Below are 15,459 nucleotides of genomic sequence, written 5' to 3'. Positions count from 1 at the left end.
AGGGCGAGGGGACACGCATGGACGCAGGGGCCGACATTTACAAGCTTGATCCGCCAAGTGGAGGGAAGGAGCAGAGCGCTCCGTCGACCGCCTATTACGAGCACATCCGCAAGATCAACGACGTCTTCTATGACCAGATCAAGATGTCTGACCAGAAGGCCGCGTATATCTTTACCTTCATGTTCGCGTTCCTCGTCAGCTCGGAGGAAGGCCGGAGCGTCTTTACCTGGAGCCGGTATGCGCAGGGTGAAATCCTTCCGGTGATACTATCGGCCGCGTTGGCGCTCGCCTCGATGTTTTCCCTTGTGTGTGCAATCCTCGTGGTTCTGCCGCGCAAGAGTGCGACCGCAACAACGCTATTCTGGGGAGCTTGGACCGCCCATCGTGATTCCTTCTCGAAAGCTGCGGACCATGGGGATATGTCCTATTTGTTCCGGCAATATTTCAAGAATGCGGATGCCCTTTCGGCAATCGCATGCAGCAAGTATCATTTCGTCAATCTCGCCTTCCGCGGATTGCTTGTAACGGTGCTCGCCTTTGTCGGTCTCCTGGCGGTGACCTGACTGCTTCTTGTAGCGGAGCTTTGCGGAATTCCGGCAAACTTCTCTAAAATGAGAGCTCTCGAAGAGAGAAATTCAAAACACTTTGTCGCCTAATGGTTGTAGCTGCCACGGTGTATCCAGTGGCAAGAGCAGCCAGTCACGAGGGGGGCGCGCTGACGAAGCTCCTGGGCACAGCACTCCTGGATCCGTCGGATAAAGCCATCGCAGCCAACCCCGTCCTGCGTGACGCGATTCTCGCGTTGCAGAAGCAAGCCGGAGCAGGAAACGCCAAAGCCGTTGCGAACGCCTACTCGCAGTTCTGACGCATGCGTAATCGAAACAAGCTCCGCAATCGCGCGGAGCTCGTTTATGCGGATGCAATGGCCAACAACGTTGCCTACACCGAATCGCGCACGCGCTCCCAGGCATTCGTCAGATGCCGCCCCAACACCTCCGATAGCTTTACCTTATCGCGGGTCTCGAGGGCGGCGATCATCTCCTCGTGCTCGGCGACGGCGGCGGCCCATTTCTCCGGGCCCTCGTGACCAATGAAGCGGATGCGCTTCAGCCGCGTCTGCAGCACGGCGTGCATGTCGGCCAGCGCTGCATTGCCGGAAAGCTGGACGATCGCCGTGTGGATCTGCTGGTTGAGCTTGTAATATTGCAGCCGGTCAGCCGCCTTGTAGCGGCGGACCATCTCGTCGTGCAGCGCCCGCACCTCGGCGATCCCCGCATCACTTGCCGTTTCGCAGGCGAGCCGCCCGGCGAGTTCCTCGAGCGTCTGCAGCACCGTCAGCATGTCCTTGACGTCCTTGGCGCTGAAGCGCTTGACGACGGCGCCGCGGCTCGGCACGAGCTCGACAAGGCCCTCGCTCGCCAGATATTTGATCGCCTCGCGGAGCGGCGTGCGCGACACGCCGAGCTGTTCGCCGAGTTGACCCTCGTGCAGGCGGGTGCCGGGCGGAAGATCGCCCTCGATGATCATGTCGCGCAAGTGGCTGACCAGCGTGTCGTGCAGGGCGGTGCGCCGGATCGGCCCATGCCCGCCGTCGGGTCGCCGCTCCAATGGTGTGATTTCGTTCATTTTTCCCGTTCTGCGCTGCGACCGTGAGCCGGTCTCTGTTCCCTCGACCACTCGATTGAATCAGCGGTGTCTCATTCAAGCATGGAGACAGCCCTCGTTACCGTCAACAGAAAATGCTGCATACAGAATACAAAAGACTTGATGCAGAATTTTGAATAACGTATGACAGTGCCCGAGGTATGACGACGGAGGACATCTCACATGACGAGCAATGGTGCGGCTGAAGCGAAGGGACGGCGTCCCGTTATCGCCCTTGCCATGGGCGATCCGGCAGGGATCAGTCCGGAACTGACGGCGCGGCTGCTTGCGCTCGGCGATGTTCGCGAGGCGGCGCACATCATCGCCATCGGCGACCGGCGCGTTCTCGACGAGGGTGCGAAGGTCGCCGGCGTCGAGCTCGATCTCGAGGCGGCATCGCTCGATGCGCTCGACGAGGTGGGGACGTCTCGCCATGTCTTCGTCGATCTCAAGCATCTTGATCCGGCCGACGTGGTGCGCGGCGAGGCGACGCTTGCCGGTGGTGCGTTTGCGACCCGGAATTTCCGCGTGGCGCTGGAACTGGCGCATGCCGGCCGGGCCGATGCCGTCTGCTTTACGCCGTTCAACAAAAAGGCGATGCGCTTTGCCTATCCGGGCTATGACGACGAGATACGCTTCGTCGCCGACGTGCTTTCCTTCACCGGGAAGGTCCGCGAGTTCAACGTTCTCGAAAAAGTATGGAACGCCCGCGTCACCTCGCACATTCCGCTGTCGGAAGTGGCGCGGAGCCTTTCAGTGGAAGGCATTGTTGCCGAACTCGAGCTCACCCGGGCCTGCCTCAGGAACGCTGGCCATGATGACGCGAGGATCGCTGTCGCCGGGCTCAATCCGCACGCCGGCGACGGCGGCAGCTTCGGCATGGAAGAGATCGACATCATCGAGCCCGCCGTCGCAAAGGCGAAGGCGCTCGGCTTCAACGTCGATGGGCCGTTTCCAGCCGACACGGTGTTCGTCCGGGCGCTGAAGGAAGGCTTCCAGGCGGTGCTGACCATGTACCACGACCAGGGCCAGATCGCGATGAAGCTGATGGGCTTCGACAAGGGCGTGACGATGATGGGCGGCCTGCCTTTTCCGCTCTGCACGCCAGCGCACGGCACGGCCTATGACATTGCCGGCAAGGGCGTTGCCGATGTCGGCGCCAGCCGCGAAGCGATCCTGCTTGCGGCCCGCATGGCGAGGAAAAACAGCGGCCTCTCGGCGGCCGCCTGAATTTCGCGCGCTTTCATACCATACCGGCGTCAGGGGAGGTCTTGCGCCGGATCCAACTCAACGGGAGGACCACATATGAAGAAATCCGTCTCTATAGCATGCATCATGGCCGCCGCTTTCGGCGTTGCCGCGCCGGCCTCGGCCTTCGAGCCGAACCGTCCGGTGGAGTTCGTCGTGACCGCCGGTCCCGGCGGCGGCACGGACATTTTCGCGCGCACCATCCAGGCGATCATCGCTAAATACGAACTGATGAAGTCGCCGGTGGTCGTCACCAACAAAGGCAGCGCCGGGGGCGCGGAAGGTTTCGTCTACACGGCCGGCTACAAGGGCGACGCCCACAAGCTCGCCTTCGGCACCAACAACGCCTATCTGCTGCCGGTTCGCGCCAAGGTGCCCTACGAGGCGAAAGACCTGACGCCGGTCGCCGCCCTCGCATCCGATGAATTCGTCCTCTGGGTCAACGGCAAGGCCGACTACGCGACCGCCGCGGACTTTGTCGCCAAGGCGAAGGAAGGCGGGCTGAAGATCGGCGGCAGCCAGTCGAAGGATGTCGACCAGATCCTCACTTCTATGGTCAACGACGCCACGGGAGCCAAGATCAATTACATCCCCTTCAAGAGCGGCGGCGAGGCGGCCGTTCAGCTTGCCGGCGAGCATATCGACGCCAATGTCAACAATCCGAGCGAGAACCTCGGCCAATGGCAGGCCGGTATGGTGAAGCCGCTCTGTGTCTTCAAGAGTGTGAAGCTCTCGAGCGAGACCAAGGTCGCCGGCGACAAGGGCTGGAGCGATATCCCGACGTGCAAGGAAGCCGGCATTCCGATCGACAACTACTCCATGCCGCGCACCGTCTGGCTGCCGGCCGGTGTCGAACAGGATGTCGTCCAGTTCTATGCGGATGTGCTGCGCAAGGTTTCCGAGACCCCGGAATGGGCGAAATATCTCACCGACACGTCGCAGTCGCCGGTCTATCTGAGCGGTGACGAGCTCAAGTCCGCCGTCGAGGTGGACGGCGCCGCGGTCAGCGAAGTGCTGAAGCGCGAAGGCTGGCTCGCCAACTGAGGCAATTCTCTGGCGGGCGCCCGATATTGAGCGGAAAGCGGGGCGGACATGCTCGCTATCCCACTTCAGGCGCCCGCCAGCGTTTCGAAAGGTTACGATCATGAGTGAGAACAGTGCGAATGGGGTCTCCCGCTTCGCGGTCGAGCTTGGTGTCGCGGCCCTGACCGGCGCCTTCGGCGTCGCCGTCTGCTACGGCTCGCTCGATATCGGCGCCGGCTGGACCGAGATGGGGCCGGATGCGGGCTATTTCCCCTTCTATATCGGCCTCCTCATCGTCTTGGGCAGCCTTGTCAATATCGCCCAGGCATTCCTCAAGCACCGGCGCACCGGAGAGGTCTTCATCGATGCCGGGCGCGCCAAGGTGGTCGCCTCTTTCCTGCTGCCGCTCGTTGCCTTCGGCGCGGTCGCCGCCTGGCTCGGCCTCTATGTCGGGACGGCGCTCTACATCGCCGCGACGATGCTTTTCCAGGGCCGCTACAAATGGTGGATCGCCCTGCCGGCCGGGCTTGGCGTCTCGCTCGTCTTCTTCGTCGTTTTCGAGATCGGCTTCCAGGTCCCGCTGCTGAAGGGACCGGTCGAGGCCTGGTTCGGGATCTACTGACCCGGCCGAGTGCACTGCCTGCGGGAGGAATGCATGGAAAATATCGGTCTTCTGATCGACGGCTTCGGCCACATCCTTAGCTGGAACCACCTCCTCTTGATGATGGTGGGCGTGACGCTCGGAATCCTCGTCGGCGTGTTGCCCGGGCTCGGGGCGCCGAACGGCGTATCGCTGCTCCTGCCGCTCACCTTCTCGATGGATCCGATCTCGGCGATCATTCTGCTCTCCTGCATGTATTGGGGGGCACTCTTCGGCGGCTCGACGACGTCGATTCTCTTCAACATCCCGGGCGAACCGTCGTCCGTCGCCACCACCTTCGACGGGTATCCGATGGCCAAGGCCGGCCAGGCGAGCCGCGCGCTGACGCTTGCGTTCGTGTCGGCCGGCCTCGGGGCCCTCGCCGGCGTCGTGATGATCACGCTGCTGTCGGGCTGGGTTGCGAATTTCGCGCTCAAGTTCTCCTCGCCCGAATATTTCGCCGTCTATTTCCTCGCCTTTGCGAGCTTCATCTCGATGGGCGCGCAATCGCCCTTCAAGACGCTCGTTTCGATGATGCTCGGCTTCGCTCTGGCTTCGATCGGCATGGACACGATCTCCGGTAATCTCAGGCTTACCTTCGAGATTCCGGAACTCATCAAGGGTGTAAGCTTCCTGATTGCCGTCATGGGCCTCTTCGGTATCGGTGAACTGTTGTTGACCACCGAAGAGGGCCTGCGCTTCGAAGGCATCAAGGCGCGCGTCAAGCTTGCCGAGATCGGCCGCACGCTTATCGAGATCCCGCGCTACTGGCTGACGATCGCCCGCTCGACGGTCATCGGCATCTGGATGGGGATCACGCCGGCCGGCCCGACTGCCGCCTCCTTCATGAGCTATGGCGTTGCTCGCCGTTCGGCGCGCGACAAGTCGATGTTCGGCAAGGGCGATCCGCGCGGTATCGTGGCGCCGGAGACGGCCGACCATTCGGCCGGCACCTCGGCGCTGCTGCCGATGCTGGCACTCGGCGTGCCGGGTTCGGCAACCGCGGCGGTGATGATGGGCGGGCTGATGATCTGGGGCTTGACGCCCGGCCCGATGCTCTTCACCGATCGGCCGGATTTCGTCTGGGGGCTGATCGCCTCGATGTATCTCGGCAACGTCGTCGCCGTCTTCCTGGTCATTGCGACCGTGCCGCTCTACGCCTCGATCCTGCGCGTGCCCTTTTCGATCATCGGGCCGATCATCGTTGCGGTGATCTTCTCGGGCGCCTATCAGGTCGCGAATTCCATCTCGGACATTTTCCTGGTGATCGGTTTCGGCCTGCTCGGCTACGTCTTCAAGAAGCTTGACTATCCGCTGGCGCCGCTGGTTCTCGCCATGGTGCTCGGCGACAAGGCGGAGGATGCCTTCCGCCAGTCGATGTTGATGTCCAGCGGCAGCCTCAGCATCTTCTGGTCGAACGCACTGGTTGCCGGCTTGATGACGCTCGGCCTGGTGCTGCTTCTCTCCCCACTTGCCTTCTGGCTGGTCGGCACCTTGCGCAAGCGCCGGCACGACGTCGCTTCGCATGGCGACGGCAACGCGGCCGCCTGATCCGGCCGCCGCCAATACGATCCAAATCTTTGAAGGAGTTCGCCATGGCGCCACGCAAATGGAACCGTGACAGCTGGCCGATCGCGGCCGCGATGATCCAGTATCCGAACATGCTGCCGGACGGCCGGTCCGTGCAGGACCAGTCGGTGGACGAATGGGCGGCAACGCTCCACGACGTGGTGGACGCCGGCTTTACCGAACTCGATCCGACCGACAGCTGGATCCGGCTCGCCGATCTTTCGCGTGATCGGCTCGAAGAGTTCATCGGTCTGACCCGATCACTCGGCCTCACCATTCCGGCGATCTCCACGTCGCGTCGCAGCCTCATCGACCCCAAGTATGGCGAGGAATATCTCGCCTATGGACACCGGGTCATCGAGACCGCCGCGGCTGTCGGCGCAGGCTCGGTCTCCTTTGGCTTTTTCGGTCCGCTGACGGAGGCGCAGATGAAGGTGCTCTGGTTCTGGACCGTCGATGGGCTGAAGAACCCGGACGACGCCGCGACCTGGCAGACGGCGGTTTCGCGGGTCCGCGAGCTCGGCCACCATGCGGAAGAGGTTGGCGTCGAAGTGTCGCTGGAAATGTACGAGGACACCTATCTCGGAACGGCCGACAGTTCGGTCCGCTTCGTCGAGGAGGTCGGGCTGCCAAATGTCGGTATCAACGCCGATCTTGGTAACCTCATCCGTCTGCACCGCCCGGTCGAACATTGGCAGGAGATGATGGCAAAGGTTGCTCCCTTTGCTAAATACTGGCACGTCAAGAACTACAACCGCACGGAGGATGCGGCATCGGGGCTCATCGTCACACACCCGGCCCCGCTCGAATTCGGCGTCATCAACTACCGTGCGGCGATCCGCATGGCGCTGGCGCATGGATTTCAGAGCCCGTTCCTGTGCGAGCACTACGGTGGTGACGGCCTTTCGGTCAGTGCCGCCAACCGCGATTATCTGAGGCGCATCCTGCCTCGCGAACAGGGATTTTGAAGCGATGACGACGATCTTTGACGCTCCGGAAGATTTTGCCACCACCGCGCTCGCCGGTTTCGCAGCGATCTATGCCCGCAACGTCCGCTTGGTGAAGGGCGGCGTGGTGCGCTCCACCAAGGTGCCGAGAGGCAAGGTGGCCGTGGTCATCGGCGGCGGCTCCGGCCACTATCCGGCCTTTGCCGGTTATGTCGGCCCGGGGCTCGCGGATGCGGCAGTCGCCGGCGACGTCTTCGCCTCGCCGTCGACGGCTGCCGTCGCGCGCGTCTGCCGCCACGCGGACCAGGGCGGCGGCGTGCTGCTCGGCTTCGGCAACTACGCGGGCGACGTATTGAACTTCGGGGTCGCGGCCGAGCGCCTGCGCTCGGAAGGCATCGACGTGCGTGTCGTGCCGGTGACCGACGATGTGGCGAGCGCGTCGGTCGAAACGCCGGCCAAGCGCCGCGGCATCGCCGGCGACCTCGTCGTCTTCAAGATCGCCGGTGCCGCCGCCGAGGCGGGCAAATCACTCGACGAGGTCGAACGGCTGGCGCGTCTTGCCAACGACCGGACGGTGTCGTTCGGCGTTGCCTTTGGCGGCTGCACCCTGCCGGGCGTGCCTGGTCCGCTCTTCGCCGTTCCCAAGGGGCAGATGGCGCTTGGTCTCGGGATTCATGGCGAGCCCGGCATCAGCGAGGAGAAGACCGCGACCGCGAGCGATCTCGCAAAACTCCTGACCGGCAAGCTGCTTGCCGAGCGGCCGGCCGGCACCAGGAAGGTCGCGGTAGTCCTGAACGGCCTCGGCTCGACCAAGTACGAAGAGCTCTTCGTGCTTTGGACAGCGGTCGCCAAGGAATTGGCAGACGCGGGCCTCGAGGTCGTCGATCCGGAATGCGGCGAATTCGTCACCAGCCTCGACATGCAGGGCTGCTCGCTGACGCTTCTCTGGCTCGACGAGGAACTGGAAGCGCTGTGGCGCGCGCCCGCAGATGCGCCGGTGCTGCGCAAAGGCACGATCATCGCCGCCGAGCCTGCGACGGACGAGATCGTCGATGCCGAAGGGCCGCAAAGCTTCGGTATCGCCTCGGAAGGATCCCGGGCAAGCGGCAAGTGTATTGCGGGGTTGATCGGCACGATCGCCGACGCGTTGCGGGCGGCCGAAGAGGAGCTTGGCCGCATCGATGCCATTGCCGGCGACGGCGACCACGGGCAGGGTATGCGGCGCGGCTCGGCCGCCGCCCTCGAGGCCGCGAATGCGGCGGTCGCCGCAGGCGCAGGCGCGGCGAGCGTGCTTGCCGCCGCAGGCGATGCCTGGGCGGACCGCGCCGGCGGCACCTCCGGTGCGATCTGGGGGCTTGCACTGCGATCTTGGAGCAATGCATTCTCCGACGACGAGAAGGTGAGCGACACGGCAGTCGTCGAAGGCGCCCGTCTGGCCCTCGACGGCATCACCCGGCTTGGCCGGGCCCAGGTCGGCGACAAGACGCTCGTCGATGCTCTGGTGCCGTTCGTAGAGACGCTGGAAAGAGTGGTCGCCGCGGGCAAGCCGCTCATCGATGCCTGGAAGGCGGCGGCGAAAGCCGCGCAGGACGCCGCCGAGGCGACGTCGAGCCTGACCCCGAAGCTCGGCCGGGCGCGGCCGCTCGCCGAAAAGAGCATCGGCCATCCGGACGCCGGGGCGATTTCGCTGGCGCTGGTGGCAAGGGTTGCGGGCGATTTCTTGAAGGTGGCGGAGGAGGTTTGAAAAGACCCCTCCCCAACCCCTCCCCACAAGGGGGAGGGGCTTTCTGGCCGCGCGTTTCCGGCTCAATGTCGACCTTGTGCTCAACGGGAAGCTTGAAAATGGCAGACGGCTGCGGCAGGCGCCGAGCCCCTCCACCTGTGGGGAGGGGCCCGTGCGGGCGGCTGAGGCGTGGTGCTGTCGCTACCCGTATCGGACCAAAAACTCTTCCGCCGTCAGCTCGCGGAAGTCGTCCAGCGCCCGGCGCAGTTTCCCATGCTCCCAGTCCCACCAGGCGAGCCGGTCCATGGCCTCGCCCACCTCGGCCGTGAATCTCTCGCGGATGAGCTTGGCAGGCACGCCGCCGACGATCGCATAGGGTGCGACGTCCTTCGAGACGACAGCGCCGGCGCCGATCACCGCGCCATTGCCGACGGTGACGCCGGGTAGGATCGTCGCGCCGTGGCCGATCCAGACGTCGTGGCCGATCGTCACGCGTTTCTGCCGTCGCCAGGCGAAGAGATCGTGGTCCGGTTCGGCGTCGTCCCAGTACATCGGCGCGCGATAGGTGAAATGATGCAGCGTCGCTCGCCAGGTCGGGTGGTTCGTGGCATTGATGCGCACGGCGGCGGCGATGTTGACGAACTTGCCGATCGTCGCGCACCAGATCGAGCCGTCCTGCATGATGTAGGAATAGTCGCCGAACTCCACCTCGTCGAGGCGCGAGCGCTCCTGGATTTCCGTGTAGCGCCCCAGCGTCGACTTAGTGACGCTGGCGGTCGGATGAATGAAGGGTTCGAGACCAAGCTTCCGGCTCATGCGGCGTGCTTTCTCGGCGAAAACTCGGAAACGTCGATGATGCGGTCGGCGACGGCGTCGCGGACTTCCTCGTCGTGGAAGATGCCGACCAGCGCCGTGCCTTGCGCCTTCTTCTCGGCGATCATCCCGACCACCACGGCGCGGTTTTTCGCATCGAGCGAGGCGGTCGGCTCGTCGAGTAGTAGGATCCGGTGATCGGTGATGAAGCCGCGGGCGATGTTGACGCGCTGCTGCTCGCCGCCGGAGAAGGTAGCGGGCGGCAAAGCCCAGAGCTCCTTCGGCAGGTTGAGCTTCGCCAGCAACTCAGCGGCGCGCTCGCGCGCCTCTTGAGCAACGACACCGCGCGCCTGCAAGGGTTCGGCGACGATGTCGAGGGCGGAGACGCGCGGCACGACGCGCAGGAACTGGCTGACATAGCCGAGCGTGGTGCGGCGCACGTCGAGCACGGTGCGCGGTTCGGCGTCCGCCAGGTTCACGAGCCGGCCGTCATGCGCAATGAGGATCTGGCCTTCGTCGACGCCGTAATTGCCGTAGAGCATCTTGAGGATCGAGCTCTTGCCGACGCCCGAGGGGCCGCCGAGCACGACGCATTCGCCGGACCTCACCGAGAATGAGACATTGGCGACGACCGGCAGGCGCACACCGTCGCGCAGGTGCATGGTGAAGCTCTTGGCGACTTCTGAAACGACAAGGGGGGTAGCCATGACTTATTTTCCTTTGCGCATGATCTTGTCCGAAAACCGGATTTCACTTTTCGGGATCATGCGTCAGACCTGCAGAATGGAGGAGACGAGGAGCTGCGTGTAGGGCTCGCGCGGGTCGTCGAGCACCCGGTCGGTAAGGCCCTGTTCGATGACGGCGCCGTCCTTCATCACCATCATCCGGTGGGAGAGGAGCCGCGCCACGGCGAGGTCGTGGGTGACGATGATCGCCGCAAGGCCGAGGTCATGGACGAGACCGCGCACCAGATCGAGGAGACGCGCCTGCACCGAGACGTCGAGCCCGCCGGTCGGCTCGTCCATGAAGACGAGGCGCGGCGAGGTGACGAGATTGCGGGCGATCTGCAGGCGTTGGCGCATGCCGCCGGAGAAGGCACGCGGCTGATCGTCGATCCGGTCCTCGCCGATCTCGACGCGCCTCAGCCAGTCGCTGGCGCTCGCCCGGATGTTGCCGTAGTGCCGGTCGCCGACCGCCATCAGCCGCTCGCCGACATTGGCGCCGGCCGAAACGGTCATGCGCAGCCCGTCGGCGGGGTTCTGGTGGACGAAACCCCAGTCGGTTCGCATCAGGAAGCGCCGTTCGGCTTCGCCCATATGGGTCAGATCGCGGTATTGCCCGTCGCGCATGTGGTATTCGATAATGCCGGAGCTCGGCATCAGCCGGGTCGAAAGGCAGGAAAGCAGGGTGGTCTTGCCGGAGCCGGACTCGCCGACGACGGCGAGCACCTCACCGGGATAGAGCTCGAAGGAGACATTGCGGCAGCCGATGCGGCTTCCATAGAACTTCGAAACGTCCTTGACTTTGAGAAGCGGGACGGCGCTCATTCTGCAGGTTCCTTGCGTTCGTGCTGAGGGCGGGCGAGCATTGGCCCGGCATGGCCATGCGCCTGCCGGTCTTCGCAGTGGTCGGTGTCGGAGCAGACGAACATGCGCGCGCCCTTGTCGTCGAGCACCACCTCGTCGAGATAGACGTTCTCGGCGCCGCACAGCGCACAGGGCTTGTCGAATTTCTGGATCTCGAAGGGGTGGTCCTCGAAATCGAGACTGACGACCTCCGTATAGGGCGGCACTGCATAGATGCGCTTTTCGCGGCCGGCGCCGAAGAGCTGCAACGCCTCCGACATGTGCATTTTCGGATTGTCGAATTTCGGCGTCGGCGAGGGATCCATGACATAGCGGCCCTCGACCTTGACCGGATAGGCGTAGGTGGTGGCGATATGGCCGTTGCGGGCGATGTCCTCGTAGAGCTTCACATGCATGAGACCGTATTCCTCGAGCGCATGCATCTTGCGCGTCTCGGTCTCGCGCGGCTCCAGGAAGCGCAGTGGCTCCGGGATCGGTACCTGGTAGACGAGTGTCTGGCCCTCTCGAAGCGGTTCCTCGGGAATGCGGTGGCGCGTCTGGATGATCGTCGCCTCCATCGTCTTGGTGGTGACGGCGACATTGGCGACCTTCTGGAAGAAGGCGCGGATCGACACCGCATTGGTCGTGTCGTCCGCCCCCTGGTCGATGACCTTCAGCACGTCGTTCGGTCCGAGGATCGAGGCGGTGACCTGAACGCCGCCGGTGCCCCAGCCATAGGGCATCGGCATTTCGCGCGAGGCGAACGGCACTTGGTAGCCCGGAATGGCGATGGCTTTCAGGATTGCCCGGCGGATCATCCGCTTCGTCTGTTCGTCGAGATAAGCGAAATTGTAAGTGGCGAGGTCGTTCATTCGGCCTCCTTCATGCCGTCCCCGCCGCCGACGCGGGCGGCTTCATATTCGCGGCGCATGCGCCTGACCAGGTCGAGCTCGGCTTGGAAGTCGACATAATGCGGCAGCTTCAGGTGCTCGACGAAGCCGGTCGCCTGGACGTTGTCGGCGTGCGAGATGACGAATTCCTGGTCCTGTGCCGGGGCGACGATGTCCTCGCTGAACTCGTCCGTCCTGAGCGCCCGGTCGACGAGCGACATCGACATGGCTTTCCGCTCGCTCTGGCCGAAGACGAGGCCGTAGCCGCGGGTGAACTGCGGCGGCTGCTTGGCCGAACCCTTGAACTGGTTGACCATCTGACATTCGGTGACACGGATGACCCCAAGCGAAACGGCAAAACCCAATTCCGGCAGATCGAGTTCCACCTCGACCTCGCCGATCCGCACCTCGCCGACGAAGGGATGTGTGCGGCCGTAACCGCGCTGGGTGGAATAGGCAAGCGCCAGCAGGAAACCTTCGTCGCCGCGGGCAAGCGCCTGCAGGCGCAGGTCGCGCGGCATCGGGAACTCCATCGGCTCGCGTGTCAGGTCGCCGGCCATGTGACCGTACGGCATCTCTCCGTCGCCTTCGATCAGACCCTCGCCATCGAGAATGTCCGAGACGCGCATGACGTGTTCGCCGGGCTCCTTCACGGCCGGTGCCGCGACCGGCTCTTCACCGATCAGCGATGGATCGAGCAGGCGGTGGGTATAGTCGAAGGTGGGGCCAAGAAGCTGGCCGCCGGGCAGATCCTTGTAGGTCGCCGAGACGCGCCGTTCGACCTTCATGTTCGCGGTGTCGACCGGCTCGGAATAGCCGAAGCGGGGCAGCGTCGTGCGGTAGGCGCGCAGGATGAAGATCGCCTCGATCATATCGCCGCGGGCCTGGCGCACGGCAAGAGCCGCAAGGGCGCGGTCGTAGAGCGAGGCTTCGGCCATGACGCGGTCGACGGCAAGGCCGAGTTGCTCGACCACCTGCTCGATGGTGATCGACGGCAGCGACCGGTCGCCGCGGCGGCGGTCGGCAAGCAGGCGGTGGGCGTTGGCAATGGCGGCTTCCCCGCCTTTGACGGCTACGTACATGCTCTTACTCCCGCTCGAGTTTGGCCGTGCGCGGCAGGCAGAGCACCGCGTCCTCCGCCGTCAGGATCAAGTCGATGCCGTGCGGGAAGATCGCCCGGTTGGCAGCCCAGAAATCGAGAAAGACGTCCGGCAGCCCAATTGGCGCGACGACTGTCTCCGTCTTGATACCCGGTCCACGGGCGACCAGCGGCGCACCGCCAGTCAGTGCCTCGACCTCGACGACCAGCGTCGTCGAGCGGTCGGGATATTCCTGCGTGCCGAGGGCGAACTGGTCGAAGCCAGGGACCGCTGCCCCCTTCTCGACGAAGGCGAAGCGCGCCTCGTCCTTGGCCTCGGCTATGCCTGCGCCGGTATGGAAGGCGATCCACTGCGGGACGGCGGATTTGGTGAGCGCCGGCGAGAGCCAGACAGGGGTGTCGTGGTCGCAGAGCGTCAGTGCCACCGCGCCGCTCGCGTTACCAAGAGGCGAGGGCGGTAAGGCCGAAGCCGGCAGGCGGCCGAGGCTGCCCGGTCGGGCAAAACTGTCCATCAGCGAGCGGAAGACGGATTGCGCCGCGAATACCGGGTCGGCGAAGGCGCCGGCGTAGATTTGCGAATGTGGGGTCATCAATCCTCTCCCCGCACCATGGTGAAAAAGTCCACACGGGTCGCCGCCGTTTCCTCGGCTTTCTGTCGGTCTTCGACCTCGAGACGGGCGGCGATCAGCCGGTGCAGCGCTTCGACCGCCGGGCGGCGAGCCTCGTTCTGAAGGAGTGCGTCGAAGATTGCCGCATAGCGGGCGTGCTCCTTGTCGGTGCCGAGCAGTTGGCCGTGGCCGACCTCGCCGGTCGAAAGCCGAATCGTGGCGCGCGACACCGTCGCCTCGCCGAGATTGAAGGGATCGCCGCCGCCGCCAATGCGGCCGCGCACCATGACGAGCCCCGTCTCCGGGCCGCGCACCGGCGCCACCTCCGGCTTGTCGGAGATCGCCTCCCAGGCGGCGGACAATTCCGCAAGAGTGGCGCGGGCCAGAAGCCGCATCCCTTCCTTGCGATCCGCGGCTTCCGGCGGGGTATCATGTTTCTGCTTCGCGTCCATTCGCTTCACCTAAAATGTCTATTGATCTAGACAACTATACATCTTATACCATTCCCTAGCGTTCGGAAATGACAGGCTTGTGACATCGGTGGCAAAAGTGGCAGTCAGAAAGACGGTCGAGCGGCAGACGGGCGTAGCGCTCTGGAGGCAGATCGCCGACCGCATACGGCTGGCAATCAGCAATGGCGACTACGACGCGATAGGCATGGTGCCGCCCGAGACGGCACTGGCGCAGGAGTTCGGCGTCAACCGCCACACGGTGCGCACCGCGCTGGCGGCGCTTGCCGACGAGGGCTTGGTGCGTGCCGTGCAGGGCCGCGGCACGCTGATCGAGCGCAAGGAGAGGGTCACCTATCCGATCTCCCGCCGCACCCGCTTCTCGCAGGGGCTTGGTCGGCAGGTAAAGGAAATCGGCACCCGCCTCTTGGCGCACGGCCAGGTGCCGGCGAGTGGCGAGATTGCTGCGGCGCTTGGCCTTTCACCCGGCACGCCGCTCGTCGAATTGCGTACCGTCAGCAGCGGCGACGGCCGCCCGCTCTCGGTGTCGATCAGTTATTTTCCCGCAGATCGTTTCCCCCGGATGGCCGAGGAATATGCCCGCCTCGGCTCCGTCACCAGGGCCTTCGCCGCCCAGGGGCTCAGCGACTATGTCCGCGCCTCGACGGAGATCGTCGCGCGGCACGCCGATGCAGACGAACTTGCGCTGCTCCAGCTTTCACCGGGAGCGATCGTCCTGGAAGCCCGTTCGGTCAATGCCGACCTCGACGGTCGGCCGGTCGAATACGCCCGTAGCCGCTTTGCCGCCGACCGGATGAAGCTCCGGATCGAGACTTAAGCGTCGTCCAACGACAGCTTGATCCGAATGGATTGGCCGGCGGCCAGTTTCTCTTTCTGCCGAACCTCCGCCTTCACCGGCAGGAGAAAGGAACCCGAGGCCTTGTCCGGGAAGATCGACGTCGTCCATTCGGTCCTGCCCGTACTAACGTTCACAGCTTCGCTCCGCCATCCGCGCTTTTTCGGTTCGGCCAAGAACTTGATCTGCCCGGCAATGTCTGCCGGCAGCGTGACGAAATGCCAGCCGCCCTTGCCCGGATAGAGCCAGAGCTCCGCGTCGAATTCGAATTCTTCCATCTGTCTTGCTTTGCCTCCGCTCACCGCGATCCCAAATAAGGCAAAGGCGCCGCATTTCCGACGACTTTCTGCCGCATCTACTAAGCTTGCATCAGGATCCACGCATT

General features: G+C 64.2%; 17 protein-coding genes. 8 read left to right on the top strand and 9 right to left on the bottom strand.

Annotated features, from left to right (window positions below):
* Positions 1–17: 17 nt before the first annotated feature.
* The gene (locus USDA257_RS07740) at positions 18–563 is read left to right on the top strand and encodes a Pycsar system effector family protein (RefSeq protein ID WP_014762355.1); all 546 of its coding nucleotides are present in this window, start codon (positions 18–20) and stop codon (positions 561–563) included.
* Positions 564–939: 376 nt separating this feature from the next.
* Here the strand turns inward: USDA257_RS07740 and USDA257_RS07730 are convergent, their stop codons facing one another.
* Positions 940–1,626: a GntR family transcriptional regulator gene (locus USDA257_RS07730; RefSeq protein WP_014762354.1), complete on the bottom strand. Its 687-nt coding sequence runs from the start codon at positions 1,624–1,626 to the stop codon at positions 940–942.
* 201 nt (positions 1,627–1,827) lie between these two features.
* On the opposite strand from USDA257_RS07730, the gene USDA257_RS07725 reads away from it, so the two are divergent.
* The 6 genes from USDA257_RS07725 to USDA257_RS07700 all read left to right on the top strand — a co-directional run bounded on the left by USDA257_RS07725 (position 1,828) and on the right by USDA257_RS07700 (position 8,815).
* The gene (locus USDA257_RS07725; protein WP_014762353.1) at positions 1,828–2,874 is read left to right on the top strand and encodes a 4-hydroxythreonine-4-phosphate dehydrogenase PdxA; all 1,047 of its coding nucleotides are present in this window, start codon (positions 1,828–1,830) and stop codon (positions 2,872–2,874) included.
* Positions 2,875–2,949: 75 nt separating this feature from the next.
* Positions 2,950–3,936, top strand: coding sequence for a tripartite tricarboxylate transporter substrate binding protein (locus USDA257_RS07720; RefSeq protein ID WP_014762352.1), 987 nt, complete (start codon positions 2,950–2,952; stop codon positions 3,934–3,936).
* Positions 3,937–4,036: 100 nt separating this feature from the next.
* Complete coding sequence (locus USDA257_RS07715; RefSeq protein ID WP_014762351.1) at positions 4,037–4,537, top strand: tripartite tricarboxylate transporter TctB family protein; 501 nt, start codon at positions 4,037–4,039, stop codon at positions 4,535–4,537.
* A gap of 33 nt (positions 4,538–4,570) precedes the next feature.
* Positions 4,571–6,106 (top strand): tripartite tricarboxylate transporter permease, encoded by a 1,536-nt coding sequence (locus USDA257_RS07710; protein ID WP_014762350.1) that lies wholly within the window; start codon positions 4,571–4,573, stop codon positions 6,104–6,106.
* Between the two features lie 44 nt (positions 6,107–6,150).
* On the top strand, positions 6,151–7,092 hold the full coding sequence (locus USDA257_RS07705) for a sugar phosphate isomerase/epimerase family protein (RefSeq protein ID WP_014762349.1): 942 nt from the start codon (positions 6,151–6,153) through the stop codon (positions 7,090–7,092).
* 4 nt (positions 7,093–7,096) lie between these two features.
* The gene (locus tag USDA257_RS07700; RefSeq protein WP_014762348.1) at positions 7,097–8,815 is read left to right on the top strand and encodes a dihydroxyacetone kinase family protein; all 1,719 of its coding nucleotides are present in this window, start codon (positions 7,097–7,099) and stop codon (positions 8,813–8,815) included.
* Positions 8,816–8,995: 180 nt separating this feature from the next.
* Here the strand turns inward: USDA257_RS07700 and USDA257_RS07695 are convergent, their stop codons facing one another.
* The 7 genes from USDA257_RS07695 to phnG form a co-directional block, all read right to left on the bottom strand.
* Positions 8,996–9,610 carry a DapH/DapD/GlmU-related protein gene (locus USDA257_RS07695; protein ID WP_014762347.1) on the bottom strand — a complete coding sequence of 205 codons (615 nt, stop codon included), beginning with the start codon at positions 9,608–9,610 and terminating at the stop codon, positions 8,996–8,998.
* On the bottom strand, positions 9,607–10,314 hold the full coding sequence (gene phnL / locus USDA257_RS07690; protein WP_014762346.1) for a phosphonate C-P lyase system protein PhnL: 708 nt from the start codon (positions 10,312–10,314) through the stop codon (positions 9,607–9,609). The genes USDA257_RS07695 and phnL overlap by 4 nt, the downstream gene beginning before the upstream one ends.
* Before the next feature lie 63 nt (positions 10,315–10,377).
* Complete coding sequence (gene phnK, locus USDA257_RS07685; RefSeq protein WP_014762345.1) at positions 10,378–11,154, bottom strand: phosphonate C-P lyase system protein PhnK; 777 nt, start codon at positions 11,152–11,154, stop codon at positions 10,378–10,380.
* Positions 11,151–12,044, bottom strand: a complete 894-nt coding sequence (locus USDA257_RS07680; RefSeq protein ID WP_014762344.1) for an alpha-D-ribose 1-methylphosphonate 5-phosphate C-P-lyase PhnJ — start codon at positions 12,042–12,044, stop codon at positions 11,151–11,153. Before USDA257_RS07680 ends, phnK begins: the two co-directional genes overlap by 4 nt.
* Entirely contained in the window at positions 12,041–13,144 is a 1,104-nt protein-coding gene (locus tag USDA257_RS07675) for a carbon-phosphorus lyase complex subunit PhnI (protein ID WP_014762343.1), read from the bottom strand. The genes USDA257_RS07680 and USDA257_RS07675 overlap by 4 nt, the downstream gene beginning before the upstream one ends.
* Before the next feature lie 4 nt (positions 13,145–13,148).
* Positions 13,149–13,751, bottom strand: coding sequence for a phosphonate C-P lyase system protein PhnH (phnH, locus tag USDA257_RS07670; RefSeq protein WP_014762342.1), 603 nt, complete (start codon positions 13,749–13,751; stop codon positions 13,149–13,151).
* Positions 13,751–14,221 carry a phosphonate C-P lyase system protein PhnG gene (gene phnG / locus USDA257_RS07665; protein ID WP_014762341.1) on the bottom strand — a complete coding sequence of 157 codons (471 nt, stop codon included), beginning with the start codon at positions 14,219–14,221 and terminating at the stop codon, positions 13,751–13,753. Before phnG ends, phnH begins: the two co-directional genes overlap by 1 nt.
* A gap of 88 nt (positions 14,222–14,309) precedes the next feature.
* On the opposite strand from phnG, the gene phnF reads away from it, so the two are divergent.
* Positions 14,310–15,056 carry a phosphonate metabolism transcriptional regulator PhnF gene (gene phnF, locus USDA257_RS07660; RefSeq protein ID WP_014762340.1) on the top strand — a complete coding sequence of 249 codons (747 nt, stop codon included), beginning with the start codon at positions 14,310–14,312 and terminating at the stop codon, positions 15,054–15,056.
* On the opposite strand, the gene USDA257_RS07655 is transcribed toward phnF, so the two are convergent.
* The gene (locus USDA257_RS07655) at positions 15,053–15,454 is read right to left on the bottom strand and encodes a DUF1905 domain-containing protein (RefSeq protein WP_014762339.1); all 402 of its coding nucleotides are present in this window, start codon (positions 15,452–15,454) and stop codon (positions 15,053–15,055) included. The genes phnF and USDA257_RS07655 overlap by 4 nt on opposite strands.
* Positions 15,455–15,459: the final 5 nt, after the last annotated feature.

Source organism: Sinorhizobium fredii USDA 257, from assembly GCF_000265205.3.
Classification (GTDB): Bacteria; Pseudomonadota; Alphaproteobacteria; order Rhizobiales; family Rhizobiaceae; genus Sinorhizobium; species Sinorhizobium fredii_B.
The sequence above is the reverse complement of the archived record's forward strand: the minus strand, read 5'-3'. Positions and strand labels throughout refer to the sequence as shown.